The 16,737-nt window shown below is 60.7% G+C and carries 16 protein-coding genes and 2 tRNA genes; 8 read left to right on the top strand and 10 right to left on the bottom strand.

The window, feature by feature from the left end; translation table 11 throughout:
• Window positions 1-4: 4 nt before the first annotated feature.
• Together ACFFNA_RS38870 and ACFFNA_RS38875 are read right to left on the bottom strand one after the other, a co-directional pair.
• On the bottom strand, window positions 5-1,126 hold the full coding sequence (locus ACFFNA_RS38870; protein WP_378925535.1) for a carbohydrate ABC transporter permease: 1,122 nt from the start codon (window positions 1,124-1,126) through the stop codon (window positions 5-7).
• 93 nt (window positions 1,127-1,219) lie between these two features.
• Window positions 1,220-2,884 carry an ABC transporter substrate-binding protein gene (locus ACFFNA_RS38875; RefSeq protein WP_378925537.1) on the bottom strand — a complete coding sequence of 555 codons (1,665 nt, stop codon included), beginning with the start codon at window positions 2,882-2,884 and terminating at the stop codon, window positions 1,220-1,222.
• A 294-nt stretch (window positions 2,885-3,178) separates the two neighbouring features.
• Between ACFFNA_RS38875 and ACFFNA_RS38880 the strand changes: the two genes are divergently transcribed.
• Genes ACFFNA_RS38880 through rbsK form a run of 3 tightly spaced genes read left to right on the top strand, consistent with a single transcriptional unit; the run spans window position 3,179 to window position 5,650 of the window.
• Window positions 3,179-4,237 (top strand): ABC transporter ATP-binding protein, encoded by a 1,059-nt coding sequence (locus tag ACFFNA_RS38880; protein ID WP_378925539.1) that lies wholly within the window; start codon window positions 3,179-3,181, stop codon window positions 4,235-4,237.
• 26 nt (window positions 4,238-4,263) lie between these two features.
• A complete protein-coding gene (locus tag ACFFNA_RS38885; RefSeq protein WP_111545674.1) occupies window positions 4,264-4,716 on the top strand; it encodes an RbsD/FucU family protein in 453 nt (150 codons plus the stop codon).
• A gap of 4 nt (window positions 4,717-4,720) precedes the next feature.
• Window positions 4,721-5,650: a ribokinase gene (rbsK, locus tag ACFFNA_RS38890; protein WP_378925541.1), complete on the top strand. Its 930-nt coding sequence runs from the start codon at window positions 4,721-4,723 to the stop codon at window positions 5,648-5,650.
• A gap of 58 nt (window positions 5,651-5,708) precedes the next feature.
• Here the strand turns inward: rbsK and ACFFNA_RS38895 are convergent, their stop codons facing one another.
• The 5 genes from ACFFNA_RS38895 to ACFFNA_RS38915 form a co-directional block, all read right to left on the bottom strand.
• On the bottom strand, window positions 5,709-6,935 hold the full coding sequence (locus ACFFNA_RS38895) for a glycosyltransferase family 2 protein (protein ID WP_378925543.1): 1,227 nt from the start codon (window positions 6,933-6,935) through the stop codon (window positions 5,709-5,711).
• On the bottom strand, window positions 6,929-7,495 hold the full coding sequence (locus ACFFNA_RS38900; RefSeq protein WP_378925545.1) for a polysaccharide biosynthesis C-terminal domain-containing protein: 567 nt from the start codon (window positions 7,493-7,495) through the stop codon (window positions 6,929-6,931). Before ACFFNA_RS38900 ends, ACFFNA_RS38895 begins: the two co-directional genes overlap by 7 nt.
• Before the next feature lie 423 nt (window positions 7,496-7,918).
• Window positions 7,919-8,326 carry a nuclear transport factor 2 family protein gene (locus ACFFNA_RS38905; RefSeq protein ID WP_378925547.1) on the bottom strand — a complete coding sequence of 136 codons (408 nt, stop codon included), beginning with the start codon at window positions 8,324-8,326 and terminating at the stop codon, window positions 7,919-7,921.
• 728 nt (window positions 8,327-9,054) lie between these two features.
• Window positions 9,055-9,417: a c-type cytochrome gene (locus ACFFNA_RS38910; RefSeq protein WP_378925549.1), complete on the bottom strand. Its 363-nt coding sequence runs from the start codon at window positions 9,415-9,417 to the stop codon at window positions 9,055-9,057.
• Between the two features lie 121 nt (window positions 9,418-9,538).
• Entirely contained in the window at window positions 9,539-9,688 is a 150-nt protein-coding gene (locus tag ACFFNA_RS38915; RefSeq protein WP_378925551.1) for a hypothetical protein, read from the bottom strand.
• A 479-nt stretch (window positions 9,689-10,167) separates the two neighbouring features.
• On the opposite strand from ACFFNA_RS38915, the gene ACFFNA_RS38920 reads away from it, so the two are divergent.
• The 4 genes from ACFFNA_RS38920 (at window position 10,168) to ACFFNA_RS38935 (ending at window position 12,321) form a co-directional block, all read left to right on the top strand.
• Window positions 10,168-10,524: a hypothetical protein gene (locus ACFFNA_RS38920; RefSeq protein WP_378925553.1), complete on the top strand. Its 357-nt coding sequence runs from the start codon at window positions 10,168-10,170 to the stop codon at window positions 10,522-10,524.
• Between the two features lie 103 nt (window positions 10,525-10,627).
• Window positions 10,628-11,059 carry a YybH family protein gene (locus ACFFNA_RS38925; RefSeq protein WP_111545665.1) on the top strand — a complete coding sequence of 144 codons (432 nt, stop codon included), beginning with the start codon at window positions 10,628-10,630 and terminating at the stop codon, window positions 11,057-11,059.
• Window positions 11,060-11,389: 330 nt separating this feature from the next.
• Entirely contained in the window at window positions 11,390-11,680 is a 291-nt protein-coding gene (locus ACFFNA_RS38930) for a hypothetical protein (protein ID WP_378925555.1), read from the top strand.
• Window positions 11,681-12,156: 476 nt separating this feature from the next.
• On the top strand, window positions 12,157-12,321 hold the full coding sequence (locus tag ACFFNA_RS38935; RefSeq protein ID WP_167458327.1) for a hypothetical protein: 165 nt from the start codon (window positions 12,157-12,159) through the stop codon (window positions 12,319-12,321).
• Window positions 12,322-13,086: 765 nt separating this feature from the next.
• Here the strand turns inward: ACFFNA_RS38935 and ACFFNA_RS38940 are convergent.
• A tRNA-Asp gene (locus tag ACFFNA_RS38940) sits at window positions 13,087-13,163 on the bottom strand.
• Between the two features lie 217 nt (window positions 13,164-13,380).
• Here ACFFNA_RS38940 and ACFFNA_RS38945 point away from each other — a divergent pair.
• Window positions 13,381-13,456: transfer RNA gene (locus tag ACFFNA_RS38945), tRNA-Val, on the top strand.
• Window positions 13,457-13,482: 26 nt separating this feature from the next.
• Here ACFFNA_RS38945 and ACFFNA_RS38950 read toward each other — a convergent pair.
• On the bottom strand, window positions 13,483-13,710 hold the full coding sequence (locus ACFFNA_RS38950) for a hypothetical protein (protein ID WP_378925557.1): 228 nt from the start codon (window positions 13,708-13,710) through the stop codon (window positions 13,483-13,485).
• Between the two features lie 301 nt (window positions 13,711-14,011).
• Entirely contained in the window at window positions 14,012-16,492 is a 2,481-nt protein-coding gene (locus ACFFNA_RS38955; RefSeq protein ID WP_378925559.1) for a beta strand repeat-containing protein, read from the bottom strand.
• Between the last annotated feature and the right edge of the window lie 245 nt (window positions 16,493-16,737).

The following is a 16,737-nucleotide window of genomic DNA, read 5'->3' on the forward strand; positions in this document are numbered from 1 at the left end:
TGGCTCAATTCACATTGCGGACGAAACGGCTGGCGAACTTTAGCAGCCACGTGACGAATACGACGATGATGATCAGGTACACCATCGCCAGCATGGTTCCGTAGCCGACATTCGAGCGGTCGCGATATTCGCGATAGATGAAGCTCGACACGGAATCAGTGGCGCCGCCCGGGCCGCCCGACGTCACCGTGATGATGATGTCGGCGAGCTTCAGCTTGAAGATGATGCGCAGGATCACCGCCGTCACCGACACCGGCAGCATCAGCGGAAAAGTGACCTGCCAGAAAGTCTGCCACGCATTGGCACCGTCAACCCGTGCCGCTTCGAGTATCTCACGCGACATTGCCTGCAGGCCGGCCAGCAGCATGATCATCATGAACGGGATGAAGGTCCAGGCATCCAGCACCATGATCGAGATACGGGCGATGATCGGGTCGCTGAAGAAGGCCGGGTTTTCCCAGCCGAGGTAGCGCGCCAGTGTAGAAGCCGGCCCGAAACGATATTCCATCAGCGACTTGCCGACCATCCACGACACCGCGACCGGCGACAGCATCAGCGGCATCAGGAAGACGACGCGGAAAAACTTGCGCGCCCGGATCTGCGCGTTGAGCAACAGCGCCAATCCGAAGGCAATCACGTATTCGACCAGCACGGCAAGCACATAGAGCACCATGTTGAACAGCGCATTGCGATAGTAGGGATCGCTCAGCATCTGCCAGAAATTCGCGAGCCCGTTGAATTTGCGGCCGCTGAAGGAGCTGAGGTTCCAGTCGGTGAGCGCGATGTAGAAACCGAACAGCGTCGGGAAGATCACCATGGCGATGGTGAACAACAGCGCCGGCAGCAGGAACAGCGCTCGCTGGCCATCCTCGCCGCGCGTCAGCACCTGGCCGATGCCGATTGCCACGCCCCACAGCACATAGGCGTAGACGACAGGGCGCCAGGTTTCGAAGCCGACAGTGTCGGCTTCGGTCTTGTACAGGATCTCCAGCGCGATCACCGCCAGCAGCCCGAGAGTCGCAGCAGCCATCAAAGCCCAGCCCAAGCGTTTGCGGCTCGGTGAAATCAGATCGTAAGGGGCGGCGTCCGCCGGCCACGCATTGGTGGGCAAAGTCTGGTTAGCCACGCGTCCCGTCCGTTCACAGAAGGCCCTTTGCCGGCCGGTCAGGGTCCGGCGGCGGCTCTGAGCCGCCGGACCCTGGTTCACTATAGTATCAGCCTACATGCCGAGCGAGGCCTTGTAGAGCTTGATCTGCTTGTCGCGGCCGATCTGATCGGTCAGCTTCTCCCAGGCCGCCGCAATGGCATCGGCGCCTTCCTGCGCCTTCATCTTGCCGGCGAAGGTGTTGGCCAGGATGTCCTCGGCGGCGCTGTAGTACTGGAAGATGCCGGGGATGCGTGGCTCGATCGCCGCGTTGGGATGGTTGTACGAGTCGCCCTCCGACTTCAGGTACGAGGTGATGAAAGCCTCGTCGTAACCTGCCGCCACCCATTCCGGAATGTCGAAGTGGGAGTTGCGGTAGGGCTGGAAGCCCGACGGATACATGGCCGTCCAGATCGACAGGTCCTTGCCGCCGAGATGGGCGGCAGCGGACCATGCCGCCTTCTTCTTCTTTTCGTCGGCATCGACGCGCGCCATGACATAGACGCCCCAGCCGAGATAGGCGCAGTTCGGCGAGTAGTTCGGCCCGCTGGCGAGCTTGTCCCAGGCGCCTGTCTTGGAATTATAGACGTCATCCGAACCCGGCAGGATCGAGAAGCCGGTGACGTCGCCGATGACCGAGGAATCGTTGGTCTTGACGTTGGAACCGATGTCGCCCCACCAGGGGATCATCGAACCGGTACCGGCCAGGAACTGCTGGAACCCAGTGGTGTTCGGGTCGGCGTTGATCTGGTCGGCCGGTTCCGAAGGCAAGGCGTCGATGACATCCTGGATGGCGCGCACCCAGGCCGGATTGTTGATGCGCGGCTTCATCGTGTCGGCGTCGAACAGCCAGGCCTTGTCATCGGGATGCTTGGCATAGGCGGAGGCGCGGCTGCCAAGGAAGTAGAAGCCGAAACCGCCCCAGGGCTTGGGCGCATCGAGATAGCCGTAAACGTCCTGGCCCTTGAACTTCTTGCCCTTGAGGAACTTGGTGACCGTCTGGACCTGTTGCCAGGTCTTCGGCACGCCCCACTCGCCTTCGCCGCCGCCATCCTTCCACTGCTTGGCCAGATCGGCGTCGGCGAACACGTCGGTGCGGTAGTTGAAGTTGTGCGCGTCGCCGTCAATCGTCACGCGATACTGCTTGCCGTCCCAGGTGCCGACGGGCGGCTTGAGGTAGTTGACGAGGTCGTCGAAATCGATCTGCGTCTTGACCCAGTCGGGCATCTCGGACGTGAGGCCCTTGCCGCAGACATCGCCTTCGAACGGCGCGCCCATCTCGATGATGTCGAAGTCGACGGTGCCGGTGGCGATCGACTGCTGCAGGCGGGCGTTGTAGTCGGCCTGCGCCAGGTCGATCCAGCTGATCTTGGCGCCGGTATAGGCTTCCCATGGCTTCAGGAAGCCGCGGAACAGCACATTGTGCAGGTTCTGGTTGTTGAGGCCCATGAAGGTCAGCTCGACGCCGGCGAATTCGCCTTCCTTGACGTTGGCCTTGGTCGCCTCGAGGCAGAGTTCACCGACCTTCTGGAAATCGGCGTCGGTCGGCTGCCCTTTGCCAACGCCCGGGATCTGCAGGATCTTCGAGCGCAGTTCGCTTGCCGCGGAAGCAGGGCGCGTCAAGGCGCCGAGCCCGGCGCCGGATGCGGCCGCGATTGCGGCCATGCTGGCCGCACCCTTCAATATGTCGCGCCTCGTGGCGCCGGCACGGACCAGTTTATCGTAAAGACCTGTTCTCATCGACTATTCCTCCCAGAAACATCTGCGTGAATGGATATGGCCAACCTTGTCGGACGCTGGAGCGCCAACGATTCTCCCGGCTCGGAAACGAACTACGCAGGACCCCACCTGCTTGATTGAAGTTCCGATTTTGCGGATCGGGCAACCAGCTTTCGGACCAGCGCCCACCACTATTCTCACAACCAAACGCCGTGTCAACGAGAACAGGTTTTTATCTATAAGAGACTGACTTGCCCTGACCGGTCGCGTTGGTTAGCTTCTGCGTCTACGGCCGATGGAGCCGATGGGGGAGATATGGCTCAAGTCGCAATCAGCAAGGTGGCCAAAGCGTTTGGAACCGTCAAGGTTCTGCACGAAGTCAGCGTCGACATTGCCGACGGACAGTTCGTGGTGCTGGTTGGCCCTTCGGGTTGCGGCAAGTCCACGCTGCTCAGAATGGTGGCCGGGCTGGAGACCATCTCGGGTGGCACGATCGCCATCGGCGACCGCATCGTCAATCATTTGCCGCCGGCCAAGCGCGACATCGCCATGGTGTTCCAGAACTATGCGCTCTATCCGCACAAGACGGTCGAACAGAACATGGCCTTTGCCCTCAAGCTGCGGAAAACCGATCCGGCCGTGGTCGCCGAGCGGGTCAAGCGCGCCGCCGACATCCTCGACCTCAATCCCTATCTGAAGCGCTATCCCCGGCAGCTCTCCGGCGGCCAGCGCCAGCGTGTGGCGATGGGCCGCGCCATCGTGCGCAATCCGCAGGTGTTCCTGTTCGACGAGCCGCTGTCCAATCTCGACGCCAAGCTGCGCGTGCAGATGCGCACCGAGATCAAGGAACTGCACCAGCGGCTGAAGACCACCACCATCTACGTCACCCACGACCAGATCGAGGCCATGACCATGGCCGACAAGATCGTCGTCATGCGCGACGGCCGCATCGAGCAGGTCGGCGCGCCGCTGGAGCTGTTCGACCGGCCGGCCAATCTGTTTGTTGCGGGCTTCATCGGCTCGCCTTCGATGAACCTGCTCAAGGGCACCATGCGCAAGGGCGACAAAGCCGGTGTGGAGATCGCCGGCACGCTGTTCCCGATTGCACCAGACAATGGAGCGCAGGACGGGCAGGCCGTCGTCTACGGCGTGCGGCCGGAACATCTCGAGATCCATCCCGATGGCGTGCCGGCGAAGATTTCGGTGGTCGAGCCGACCGGCTCGGAAACGCTGGTGTTCCTGCGCTTCGGCGAAGGCGAGATGGTGGCATTGTTTCGCGAGCGCCACGACTTCAAGCCTGGCGACACGCTCAAGCTGAAGCCGCGGCTCGACCAGATCCATCTTTTCGACGCCGAGACCGGCAAGCGTCTCTGATCTCAAACGACTTTACGAGGAATACCATGCTCAAAGGGATCGATCCGTTGCTCAATGCCGATGTGCTGCAGGCACTGCGGGCGATGGGCCATGGCGATGATTTGATCATCGCCGACACCAACTTCCCGTCCGATTCGGTGGCGCGCCAGACGGCGCTCGGCCGCCTGCTGCGCATCGATGCGCCGGCCGCCGAGGTGGTCAAGGCGGTGCTGTCGCTTTACCCGCTGGATACATTCGTCGATGACTCCGCCGCGCGCATGGAGGTCGTCGGCAAGCCGGACGAGATTCCGCCCGTGCAGAAGGAAGTGCAGAAGGAAATCGACAAGGCCGAAGGCAAATCGTGGCCGATGCTTGCGGTCGAGCGCTACGCTTTCTACGAGCGTGCCAAGCAGGCCTATTGCGTCATCCAGACCGGTGAGCGCCGCTTCTATGGCTGCTTCGCCTTCCGCAAGGGCGTTGTGCCGCCGGACGCGGAGTAGCGGCATGGCCTCTAGCAAGCCTGTCGTCATCCTTGGTGTGTTCGTCGCCGACACCGCCTATCGCGCCGATCGCCAGCCGCGCATGGGCGAGACGATCCTCGGCAACTCATTCAAGCTGGGTCCGGGCGGCAAGGGCTCGAACCAGGCGGTCGCCGCCGGCAAGCTCGGCGCCGACGTCACCTTCCTCACCCGCCTCGGCGTCGATCCCTTCGCCGACATGGCGAGGCAAACCTGGGCGCAGGCGGGCGTCAAGAATGCCGTCATCGACACGCCGGAGAGCTATACCGGTGCCGCCTATATCTTCGTCGAGGAGACGACCGGCAACAACGCCATCATCGTCAGCCCCGGCGCGGCGATGCTGATTTCGTCAGCCGATATCGAAGCCAATGCCGGGCTGATCGGCAGTGCCGGCGTCTTTGTCACCCAGCTCGAACAGCCGATCGAAGCCGCGCTGCGGGCGCTGGAGATCGCACGCGGGGCAGGGGTGACGACCATCCTCAACCCGGCTCCGGCGGCAAGACTTCCCGACCGCATCTACACGCTGTGTGATTATCTCACGCCCAACGAGACGGAGGCGGAGGAACTGACCGGGATGAAGGTCTCCTCGATCGATGAGGCGCGCGCCGCCGCCGGAAAGCTGCTGGAAAAGGGCGTCGGCACCGTCATCGTCACGCTCGGCGACAAGGGTGCGCTTTTGCACTCGAAGAATCGCTCCGAGCACGTTCCCGTCATCAATGCAGGCCCGGTGGTCGAGACCACAGGGGCGGGCGATGCCTTCAACGGTGGCCTCGCCGCCGCGCTGTCGCGAGGCGTGGAGCCGGTGCAGGCGGTGCGCTTCGCCTGCGCCGTCGCCGGTATTTCCGTGACGCGACCCGGCACCGCGCCGTCGATGCCGACGCTGCAAGAAGTCGAGGCGTTGCTGGCCAAGGGGTGAGATCGGCTTGGTGGATCGCTGACGCTGTCAAACCAAGCTGTGCTTAAGACTTTGAGCCCTATGATTTTTGCGAACGCAAGCTTGTGGAGATCCTGCGCAAGGGGCTCGTGATGCGCCAGCTTCTGGATTGATACAACGCCGCGATTTCCGTTCGGCATGCCTGCAGCGTTTGTTCGATCTCGTCCTTCTCATTCCTTGCACCCGAAGCGGCGCTCCGTAGCTCGGCGTTGCTTTGGTGAGCCAGATCGAGCTCATTGCGCAGCCTCGAGATTTCCGGTTGCAACGCAGCTTCCTTGTTGCTCGCGTCCGAAGCGGCCCGCTGTAGCTCGGCATTGCCTTGCTGAGCCAACTGCAGCTCATTGCGCAGCCTCGCGTTTTCAGACTGCAACGTCGCTTTCTCGGCCTCAGCGCCTGCAAGCATCGGTCGCATCGTTTGCACAGCCTCCCAGGCAAGCCGTGCCACCAGATCGCAGACGGCACGGCGCATCTGCTCGCTCCAGGCTGCGGGGTCGGCGCGCATGAGGCGCGAATACTCGTATTGTTCCTTGCTGGCGTTCGGTATCCAGACGCGCAAGGCTGAAGGCCACCAGCCCGCTCTGTCGGCGATGTCGAGAAACGTGGCCAGTTGCGATGCCTGGGAGTGACGCGAGTTCTTCCACTTGGCGCTGAAATGCAGGACGGTTGGAACGCGGCAATAAATGAGGGGATTGCGCGGGTTCTCGCGTATGAGTCGCCGCCATAATTGCCAATCCCCGGCCGATGCGACGTCTTCCGGCCACACATCTCGCGAAGGCAGGCAATCAGCCCGATACAGGAAGCAACTGGCAGGTATCGTGTTGCCGACCTCCGTGAACACCCTGAACTCGTCGGCCAGCTCCAGATTGGTCAGGAAAGGTGCTGCGATGCCATCGGTGGAAACCCACAGCGCCTGACTGTACGCGATGGCAGCCCCACCTTTGAGACCATCCGCCAGGATCTCAAAATGATCCGGAAACAGGAGATCGTCGTCGGCCGCAAAGCCAATCAGGTCGCCGCGTGCCTCGCGCAGTGCGATATTGCGGTTCGCGTAGCCATAGTTCGGCGCCTTGGCCAAATCGAAGAAGCGGATGCGGGCGTCCTGAAAAGCGTCGACCACCTCGGCCGTGCCGGGTGCGCAGCCGTCGCCGACAACCAGGAGCTCAAAGTCCTCGACGGTCTGATCCAGCACCGATTGGATGGCCAAGCCGATGACGTCCACGCGCGAATGCGTCGGCATCAGGATGGAAAAGCGCGGCTTGCTCACCATCCCTTCGCGCTGCCGAAATCATAGGGAATGAGATCGGTGTCGATGGGCAGTCGGTACTTGTCGGGATTTGAATGGTCGTACTGTATCGTTGGAAAATTGATGACGACCACTTCGGACGTTCCGATATTTCGGTCGGCATGCCAGACAAATTTTGGAACATTGACCAGGCGTGGACGATTGCCGGAGAGGTAAACCTTCGAAATCTTGCCGTATGTGCTGGATTCGGGGCGAGGGTCATAAAGGACCAGTTCCAACTCGCCGCTGACGACAAAATAGCGATCCTCGTGCAGCTTGTGCAGGCCCCAGCCCTTCACCAGCCCGGGGCGAATTGTGAAGATGTAGGAAAAGACGAGCGGGTCGGCATGCCAGCCCCAGCGCGGGTCATAGACCTCCGTGACGCTGCCGCGGTCATCATTGTGTCGGATGCTGTCGAAAAACGACATGCCGTCTACCAGAGGCGCAGTGCTTTGCCGCTGCTCGTCGAGAGTGCGTTGATCCTGCTGAGCCGCGGCAAGTGTGGATTCGAGAATATTTGGATGGGCATCCGTATCGTGGCTCATGAATGATTCCCGCAGGTTGGCCGGTTGGGATCGGATCGTCGTGACTGGAGAGCACGCTCCATAGCCGAGGTATTTTTTACAGTCGAGGCACGAGTTTCCTTGGTGCTCAGACACATGGATACCATACGTCTTCCGGGCCAACGCACGGGCAGCGTCAGGTCGCCTTACAAACCATCGGACTTGGATTCGAACAATCCAAGTCTCCTCATTCAGGAAGATTTCTTGACAACAACATCGACATTTCTCCAAAGCCAAGGGCTTGTTACCCTTGGGAGAAATGGCGCGAGTGACGGGGCTCGAACCTGCGACCTCCGGCGTGACAGGGCAGGTCAGAACCTCTTTCCGCTGCTTAGAAGCGCCCAGGACGCGCGAGGCGCTTCGGAGGTGTAGGAAAGGGGAAGCGCCTGGGTCGCTTTCGAGGCTTTATGCCCAGAATGTGTCCCAGGCGTAGAGGTCGTAGATATACTCCCGGCCCTCCATCACCTTGCCGTTCTTGATGTCAAAGACGATGCAACAGAGCACATCCATCTGTTTGCCGTTCCGCTCCCCGGTATCGCGATGGACGGCGACCACCGATCCGTCCTCGCTCTCCGTTACGTTCAAGAGATTGGATTTAAAGGTCCCGCGAGTTTCGCTCCCCAACCGGCCGAAGTAGCCAAAAATCCCTTCGTGGCCCTTGTAGTTTCCGGCGAACGAACTCTTCCCCGGACTATGCCATATGCAGGACTCGTCGATCATTTGCGTGAGCGTGTCCATGTCTCCTGAGTTGAACGCCGCATAACCGCGCCGTACGAGGTCGGAGTTCTGATTTCCTGGCGTCACGTCTGCCATAACTTCCTCCCGTTGCTGATCCAAGCGTGCTGGGTCGCGTGAGAGCCTGAAGGGCGTCGGCCCAACTCATATCAGCAACATACACCCCGACACGGTGCGGACGCTACGTGGTGCATGAAACAGAAGCCGGCTGGCAACCTTGCGCCCATGCAAGGCGATGGCGCGCTTAATCCAGGCCAGCGAGGAGGCGCCAGGAAGCGCGAGGCGTCTCTCCGCTGTAGGACAGCGGGCCGGCAGAAACGCGCATTGGCGGCCCTCCGGGGGGCCTTGCGGAATCGACACAGCCGAACCCCCTGGGACCGCGTGGCTCGAAATCTTCGGCAATTGCAAATTGATGTTCTGAGATAGCCAATTGGTCGGGGGGCTCCTTGCCAGCGTGCCATTTCGGAACATCGTCTTTCCGGCACAGCTCTTGCTATCTGATCATCGCCGGCTTTTGCCGGTACGGGAGTCGCCAGGTGGTGGAAGTGTTGGGGGTTAGCCCCCCGGCGGCTCTGGTGGAGGGACGCCCGATGATGCCCGAGGCCCTGCCTGGTGCTCAAATCGCATTGATACTGATGGCTCTGCCCTTCATTGGCCTTGCCATCGCAGTGATCTTTCAACTTTGCCGCTTTGGCTGGCAACACCGGGTGGTACGGAAGCGATGGTTTGGGCGCCACGCCAACAGATATCAAAAGCGCCGCGCGCAACTTGAGGAATCAGACCGGTGACGACCTACGTTGTGTCAGTCACTGCGGAGCTTCGACGGTAATCTTGATCGCGGCATAGTAAGCCGCAACATTGGCGATGTCTTCATCGCTCAGGTTCTTGACGACAGCCGACATCATTTGACTCTTGCGCTGTCCGATCTTGTAAGCCATCAGCGAGTGGACGAGATACTCGTACTTCTGCCCGGAGATATTGGGCGTGTAAGACAGTTTGCCGATGCCATCCTTGCCGTGGCACACTTGGCATTGCGTCATGACTTTCTGGCCGGCGATGCTGTCGCCTGCTGCCTGCACAAATGACGAGGTGACCACGAGGGCAGCCAAGCCAAGGATCAAACCACGCATACTATGCGCCCGGACGTGTCGAGTAAGTTTCTTGATCATCGAAGTCCTCCCACAGTTCGCGGCCTTTTCCCCTTTGGCGTGACGCAGAAATTAACTGCCGGTGCATCGCGCGAGTCCAGCAATTGGGGATTGTGTAAAACGATACACTCCGCAATCGCGCCTACATTTCGTTGTTTTCGATGATGCCGGCCTCGCCGTCGGGCAGGACGGCGGGCGCCGCCGACTTCCTTAGCCTCACCCCAGCGCCGCCGCCATTCTCGGGGATGAACTCGACGCCGGCAGATTCGAGGGCGGCGCGGATCTTCTCCACGCTGCTTACACGGGCGTCCTGGCCAGCTTCAAAGCGATTGACAGTGTTGCCTCCGACACCGGCCGCTTTGGCTAGGTCGAGGGTGCTCCAATTGAGGGCTGCGCGCCCCATACGGCATTGAACTGGCTTCATGTGGTGTTTTTATCACCAAAAGTCATTGACATCAACAGTCCCCGGTAATACCGTTAGTGGTGTAAATATCACCATTAGGGAGTTCAACCCATGCCGAACACATCTGTTCGGGCTGCCGCAGAAGGCATGCCCAATATCAACCGCCGCCGCCTGCTCAATCTGACCGGGGCGGGGCTCGCTCTCGCCGCAACTGCAATGGCACGAAGCCATCTGTCGCCGCACCTACCAGCCAGGTTGCCGAACTCGAAGCCGCATTCCATGCCGAATGGGCAACGCTCCGCTCCTTGGAGCCGGCGCTGAATGCGGCCGAGCTACGTTATATGGCTGTCAGGAGTAAGCGACCCGTCATGGGCGAGATGACAGCGGAGGAACTCGAAACGCTTCGCAAGACCGCTGTCGCTGATCTCGCAAAGATGCCACCGAGCCGCGCCAGCGTAGAACATGCCGAGGCCCTTCGCGCCTATAACAAGGCCGATGCTGCTGCTCGCCGCAAGACGGGCTTTGGCAAGCTCGATAAAGCATATGCGAAGGCCACGCACCGCACTTCGGACGCGGCCAGCGCGCTCCTTCGCTGTCCGGCCGCGACGCTTCACGACCTTGCCGCCAAGGTTCGGGTGCATCGCGTCTGGGAATACGACGGGCAGGACTTCAACTTCATCATGGACGACATAGCGCGTGTCGCCGGGAAACGGGGTGTCGTATGAACGCCGCTGCGCCTGTCGCGTCGGATCCCCCGATTGTTTGCGTCAGCGTGCAGGAGTATGCTGTTTCGCCGCCGAAAACGGCAAGATTTTCCAGGAGGAACCGATGTTAGCCTCCGACCTAACGAAATTTATCGAGCAGGATCATCTGGCTCTGGATGCCTTCGTAAAGGGCGATCCTGAGCCCTTGAAAAACCTCTACTCGCGACAGGACGACGTCATTATTGCCAATCCCTTTGGCCCGCCGGCGAAGGGATGGAGAAAGGCCGCAGAGATCATGGAACGGGCCGCCACCAATTACCGGCACGGCAAGGCCATCGGCTTTGATCGCATCTCGGAGTATGCGACGGCCGACTTGGGATACATCATCGAGGTCGAGCGGCTCCAATCCAAGGTCGGTGGTGGCAACAAACTGGTGCCGATTGCGCTTCGAGTCACCACCATATTCCGGCGGGAGGAAGGCGGGTGGAGGATCGTCCTTCGTCATGCCGATCCGATAACCTCGGCACGCCCGCCGACGTCCATTGTCGGGGAGTAGAAAGACCAAAAGTGCGCAAAAGCTTCGCCCCCGCAAGGGCGCCGCTACATTTCGTTGTTTTCGATGATGCCGGCTTCGCCTCCTCGCCGATATATCTTTCAGCCGACGGAACGTTTGTATCTCGCCCGGTGTTATCACGATGATCCCCCGCACAGGGATCATATAGGGCCTTGCCCCTCTTGGCCCTAGTTTGAGTCCGCTGTCTCCCCGGCAGCGGACCCGACGCATTTCCTTCTATTTCCGCAGCCTCAATAGGACGGCACTTGCCGGCGCCACCGATATCAGGAATATAATCCTCTCGTTGCGGCGACCCTTCAACGGAGTTCGCCTATGGCCAGAACCAAATTTCACAAGCGGCTTTCAGAGGCCGAAATCGAGCGCTTCCTCGCGGAAGCGGAGCGGCTGCACAAGAGCATCGTCCAGCCGCTTCTATCGCCTACCAGCGAGCATTACCGGGCTCTGCAGCGTACCCACGAAGCGCTGTTGAAGACGGTCAAGGACATCACCGGCAAGATGCGCCGTTCATCCAGTGGTTCGGGACGGGTCCGGTGCGGCCTCCTACGGCTGGGTAGCGCCGCGCAGTTAAGTCACACGCCTGGCGCTGCTGCCCCTACATCCTGATCTCGACATACGACAACAGGTAAAGGATCGCCATGGTCGCTGTCACGAGTACGACCCATAAGCCTAAGCTGCTCATGCCTCCTCACTTCCCGGCGGCTCGCTGTTGGGCAGGGTGTTGGGATGTAGGGACGCCGGCCCAAGGCGCAGAAAAGGTCCGCCACAAGCACAAGCTAATATAACCGAGATGCAGACGCCTATGGTGTGATCGCGGAACCTCCCGGGCTTAGGCGCTCGCGTCCGTCGCAGGTTTGATCCCCTGGCTTGGTTGGTTTGTCAGGAACCTATCACTCCTCCGTGGCGGGCTTTTTTATTTGATCAGGGAACCAACCTCCAGCCGCGCCGTTTGTGTCGGGCGCTGCCGGAAACTTGCACACAGGCCCTTCCGGCCCTGCATTTGCCCGCTGCTTCCCCCCGAGGCAGCGGGCTTTGCTTTTTTTGGTTTGGATGAGCACGCGCGGAACCGACTGAGCATTCGGATGACCGACAAGCCAGTGACAACCTACGTCGTCAGCGTATTCGAGAAGCCGCATTGGCGCACCGTGCTGACCACCAAGGACAAAGCCAAAGCCTTGGCGATGGCAAAGGAGATCGGCGACAAGGTGCGGGTTGAAGAGATCACCCCGAAGATGAAACGGCGCTAGGGAGGGTGCCCACCCTTGCACAAATTAGCAGAACACAGCCCAGCTTGCGCCATTATATCAGATAGGCCTAATGTAATTCATGAACTGGCCATGGAGCGGGCGCGGCGGCGCATCCGGGTTGGGCGCTATCATCGCCGCAACCTGCGCTTTCGGAATGCCGTTGGCATCGGCACATAGCTGGTACGAAAAACAGTGCTGTCAGGACGAGCATTGCAAGCCGATGGCAGACGGTGCCATTCGCGAAACAAGCAAGGGCTTCAAGGTGCCGTCTGGTGAATTGCTGCCTTACGCGGACGGCAGGGTGCGTCAGTCACACGACATGCGTTTCCATTGGTGCCATGCCCAAAAGGCAGGCCGGCATCGTCAAAAACCATCTAGCAACCCTGACATTACGATCTGTCTATACGTGCCGCCCAAGTCATTCTGAACTTGGACTGCTCTATCAACCCGCCAGCGCGCGACCGACCGCTATCCCAATTCCAATCGCCAGCCTGCGACAAGCGCTTCCTGCTCAGTCAGTTTTCTCGATTTCTTTGTCATAGGGGGGCGCCACGCCAAAGTTCGAACCAAAAGGAGGGTATGTCGTAATCGGGCTCCCGCTGGAAGAGGAGCCCGTCACTCGCTAGTTTGCACGACCATCGCAATTGCAGCCTAGCGCCAGCGGGCCTATCAATCCCGCTGCTTACATGGTGCTTACATGGCAGATTTGCCTGACATGGCCGAAGCCTATTAGCGCGAAGACCATTTAACTATCAGTAAGTTAAATGGCGCGAGTGACGGGGCTCGAACCCGCGACCTCCGGCGTGACAGGCCGGCACTCTAACCAACTGAGCTACACCCGCGCATTGACGAGCACGTGTCAGCCGTGTTCGTCGTTGGGCCGCTGGATAAGGGGTTCGCCACCGGGTGTCAAGCGCGACAGGACAGCATAACAGCAAACAGGAGAAGGTTTTTTGACAGCCGGCGTTTTGTTGGCAAAACCGGCCTCCAACCAGGGCGTCGCGCACTCATTTGGCCTTGCGAAGCCGACCCTGACCGCTTAAAGGTCCGCCCCGGAGCGGGCGATTAGCTCAGTTGGTAGAGCGCTTCGTTTACACCGAAGATGTCGGCGGTTCGAGCCCGTCATCGCCCACCAATCCACAGAATCCTTCCGTTGCCGCGTCAATGCCGAAGCGTGCGATACGGTGCGGCTGGTCGCCCGTTGGCGGCGGCTTCACAGACGCGGCTGAGGTCGGCGCGGATATTGTCGGAGTTCAACAGCTCGCTCGCCTCCGGATAGCCCTCGGCAATCAGTGTGGCGATGATGATGGCCGGACTGCCATGGGTACCGCTTTCCGCCAGCGCATGCGCCCGCTGAAAGATGTGGTCGGTTCTGAGTGGATTGATCATTTCCAGCCCCTCTGCCGGTTGTTGTCTGACCAACAACCTTTGAGAGGCGCTTGCGTTCCGTACTGCCTTTCGAGCGGATCTCTGCATGCATCGAGTGAAATCGCAGGATCGGTCGCTCAGAGATACTGTACAGTCTTCGTAAGTCCGCCACTGGGCGGATCCGTTGAACCGGCCAAGTGCGTGTGGAGTGTGCGTTCTGGCGGCGAAAACCACCGCCCATAGGCGAAAGGCGGCGCGTCTAAAAAGCGCTTGATCGCACCGGCCGCCATGAAGCAGAGCGGCCGGGCGTATCCGCTCTCCCTCACACCACGACGAAATCAGCGTTTGTCAGCGCCAGATTTGCAGCGAGGGTGGCGAAGTGGGTGGAGCCGCCCGCCGCGCTGCCGTTGCTGTCATAGGTGAGCCAGCCGGTGTCGGTCTCGTAGATGATGTGGTCGTTGCCATCGCCGGCAAGACCAGTTGTGTTCTTGACGAACTGTGCGGCCGTCAGCGTGCCGTTGCCGCCAAGCGCTGCGAAGATCGCATTGTCGACCTGGATGGTATCTTCGACCACCGAGAAGTCGGTGATGTGGTCGACATTGGTCGAGGCATTGAGCGCCGTGGTGAAGACGAAGGTGTCGTTGCCGGTGCTGCCGCTCAGCGTGTCGTTGCCGCCGAGGCCGTTGATAACATTCGCTCCCGAATTGCCAGTGATGATGTTGGCAATGGAATTGCCGGTGCCGTTGATCGAGGCGCCGGTCCGCAGCGCCAGGTTCTCCAACTCCTGACCGGAGAGGTTGAAGCTGACAAAGGCCTGCACATTGTCGGTGCCCTGGCCATTGACCTCAATGACATGGTCACCGGCATTGTCGACATAGTAGGTGTCGCTGCCCTGTGCGCCGCTCATCGTATCGGCGCCGCCGAGCCCGTCGATGACGTTGTTGCCGCTGTTGCCGGTGATGATGTTGGCGATCGAATTGCCGGTGCCGTTGATATTGCCTGCGCCGGTCAGCGTCAGGTTCTCCAGCTCCTGTCCCGACAGGTTGAAGGAGACGGAGCTGAAGACGCCGTCGGTGCCCTGGCCGCTGGCCTCGATGACATGATCACCGGCATTGTCGACATAGTAGGTGTCATTGCCCTGCGCGCCGCTCATCGTGTCGGCGCCGCCGAGCCCGTTGATGATGTTGACGCCCGAATTGCCGGTAATCACATTGGCGATCGAATTGCCGGTGCCGTTGATGTTGCCGTTGCTTCTCAGTGCGAGGTTCTCGATCTCCTGGCCGGAAAGGTTGAAAGAGACATAGGTCTGCACATTGTCGGTGCCTTGGCCATTCAGCTCGATCACCTTGTCACCGGCATTGTCGACCCAGTAGGTGTCGTTGCCAGTGCCGCCGCTCATCGTGTCGGCGCCGGCGTCGCCGTTGAGCGTGTCGGTATCGGCTCCGCCGAAGAGTTTGTCACTGCCGGCGCCACCGTTGACGATGTCGTTGCCGGCATCGCCGCTGATCGTATCGTCGCCGCCAAGACCCGACAGCGTATCGGCGCTGGCGCCACCGTTGATATGGTCCGTGAAGACATTGCTGCCCTTCCAGATGTCCTCGCCGACCGTGCCGACGAAGATGGTCGGGTCGAAGATCTGGGCGCGGATGCAGCTGCCGATGCCGTCGCCACCATCATAGGACTCCCAGGTGGCCACGAAGCGGCCATCGGCCAGCGCCGTGATTGCCGGGTTGGACTGATCGCTCGCTGCCGTCGAATTGACGATGAAGTCGCTGCCGGCCGCTGAACCGTCGGCGTTGTAGACGCGGGCGCGGATGCAATGGCTGCTGCCGTCGCCGGTATCAGTGGACTCCCAGGTGGCCACAAAGCGGCCGTCGGCCAGCGCCGTGATCGCGGGGTAAGACTGAGAGCCAGTTGCCGTCGAATTGACGATGAAGTCGCTGCCGGCCGCTGAACCGTTGGCGTTGTAGATGCGGGCACGGAGGCAGGTGCCGTCGCCGTCGCCAGGGTCATTGGACCGCCAGGTGGCCACAAAGCGGCCATCGGCCAGCGCCATGATCGCGGGGTCAGACTGATCGCCCGTTGTCGTCGAATTGACGACGAAGTCGCTGCCGGCCGCTGATCCGTTGGTATTGTAGACGCGGGCGCGGATGCAATAGCCGCTGCCGTCACCGGTATCAGCTGAATGCCAGGTGGCCACGAAACGGCCATCGGCCAGCGCCGTGATCGCGGGATTATACTGATAGTTCGTTGTCGTCGAATTGACGATGAAGTTGCTGCCGGACGCTGAACCGTCGGCGTTGTAGATGTGGGCACGGATGCAGCTGCCGTCGCCGTCGCCGGGGTCATTGGACCGCCAGGTGGCCACGAAACGGCCATCTGCCAGCGCCGTGATCGCAGGATTATACTGATCACTCGTTGCCGTCGAATTGACGATGAAGTCGCTGCCGGACGCTGAACCGTCGGCGTTGTAGACGCGGGCGCGGATGCAAGTGCCGTCGCCGTCGCCCGGATCATTGGACTGCCAGGTGGTCACGAAACGGCCATCGGCCAGCGCCGTGATCGCCGGGCTAGACTGAGAGCCAGTTGCCGTCGAATTGACGATGAAGTCGCTGTCGGCCGCTGAACCGTCGGCGTTGTAGACGCGGGCGCGGATGCAGCTGCCATCGCCGTCGCCGGGATCATAGGAATACCAGGTGGCCACGAAGCGGCCGTCGGCCAGCGCCGTGATCGCGGGGCCAAACTGACTGTTTGTTGCCGTCGAATTGACGATGAATTCTTGTCCGATGCGTCCGATAGTCATGGCTTGTTCCCTTTCGCTGCCGGCGTGGTGGAGAATAGCCAGCAGCCGGCATCGCATACTGGCATTGGAATTCGGTGAGCGCGGTGTCGGTGTGTTCAGATCACCACGAAATCGGCGTTGGTGAGCGCGAGGTTGGCGGCCAGCGTGGCGAAATGGGTTGAGCCGCCCGCTGCATTGCCGTTGCTGTCATAGGTGAGCCAGCCGGTGTCGGTCTCGTAGATGATGTGATCGTTGCCGTCACCGGC

Origin of the sequence: Mesorhizobium kowhaii, from assembly GCF_042431665.1 — a bacterium.
Classification (GTDB): Bacteria; Pseudomonadota; Alphaproteobacteria; order Rhizobiales; family Rhizobiaceae; genus Mesorhizobium; species Mesorhizobium kowhaii.

Coding starts and splice junctions, on each gene's coding strand:
- ACFFNA_RS38875 (WP_378925537.1), bottom strand. CDS start 2,884: ATGAGAACAGGTCTTTACGATAAACTGGTCCGTGCCGGCGCCACGAGG.
- ACFFNA_RS38880 (WP_378925539.1), top strand. CDS start 3,179: ATGGCTCAAGTCGCAATCAGCAAGGTGGCCAAAGCGTTTGGAACCGTC.
- ACFFNA_RS38885 (WP_111545674.1), top strand. CDS start 4,264: ATGCTCAAAGGGATCGATCCGTTGCTCAATGCCGATGTGCTGCAGGCA.
- rbsK (WP_378925541.1), top strand. CDS start 4,721: ATGGCCTCTAGCAAGCCTGTCGTCATCCTTGGTGTGTTCGTCGCCGAC.
- ACFFNA_RS38895 (WP_378925543.1), bottom strand. CDS start 6,935: ATGGTGAGCAAGCCGCGCTTTTCCATCCTGATGCCGACGCATTCGCGC.
- ACFFNA_RS38900 (WP_378925545.1), bottom strand. CDS start 7,495: ATGAGCCACGATACGGATGCCCATCCAAATATTCTCGAATCCACACTT.
- ACFFNA_RS38905 (WP_378925547.1), bottom strand. CDS start 8,326: ATGGCAGACGTGACGCCAGGAAATCAGAACTCCGACCTCGTACGGCGC.
- ACFFNA_RS38910 (WP_378925549.1), bottom strand. CDS start 9,417: ATGATCAAGAAACTTACTCGACACGTCCGGGCGCATAGTATGCGTGGT.
- ACFFNA_RS38920 (WP_378925553.1), top strand. CDS start 10,168: ATGGGCGAGATGACAGCGGAGGAACTCGAAACGCTTCGCAAGACCGCT.
- ACFFNA_RS38925 (WP_111545665.1), top strand. CDS start 10,628: ATGTTAGCCTCCGACCTAACGAAATTTATCGAGCAGGATCATCTGGCT.
- ACFFNA_RS38930 (WP_378925555.1), top strand. CDS start 11,390: ATGGCCAGAACCAAATTTCACAAGCGGCTTTCAGAGGCCGAAATCGAG.
- ACFFNA_RS38935 (WP_167458327.1), top strand. CDS start 12,157: ATGACCGACAAGCCAGTGACAACCTACGTCGTCAGCGTATTCGAGAAG.
- ACFFNA_RS38950 (WP_378925557.1), bottom strand. CDS start 13,710: ATGATCAATCCACTCAGAACCGACCACATCTTTCAGCGGGCGCATGCG.
- ACFFNA_RS38955 (WP_378925559.1), bottom strand. CDS start 16,492: ATGACTATCGGACGCATCGGACAAGAATTCATCGTCAATTCGACGGCA.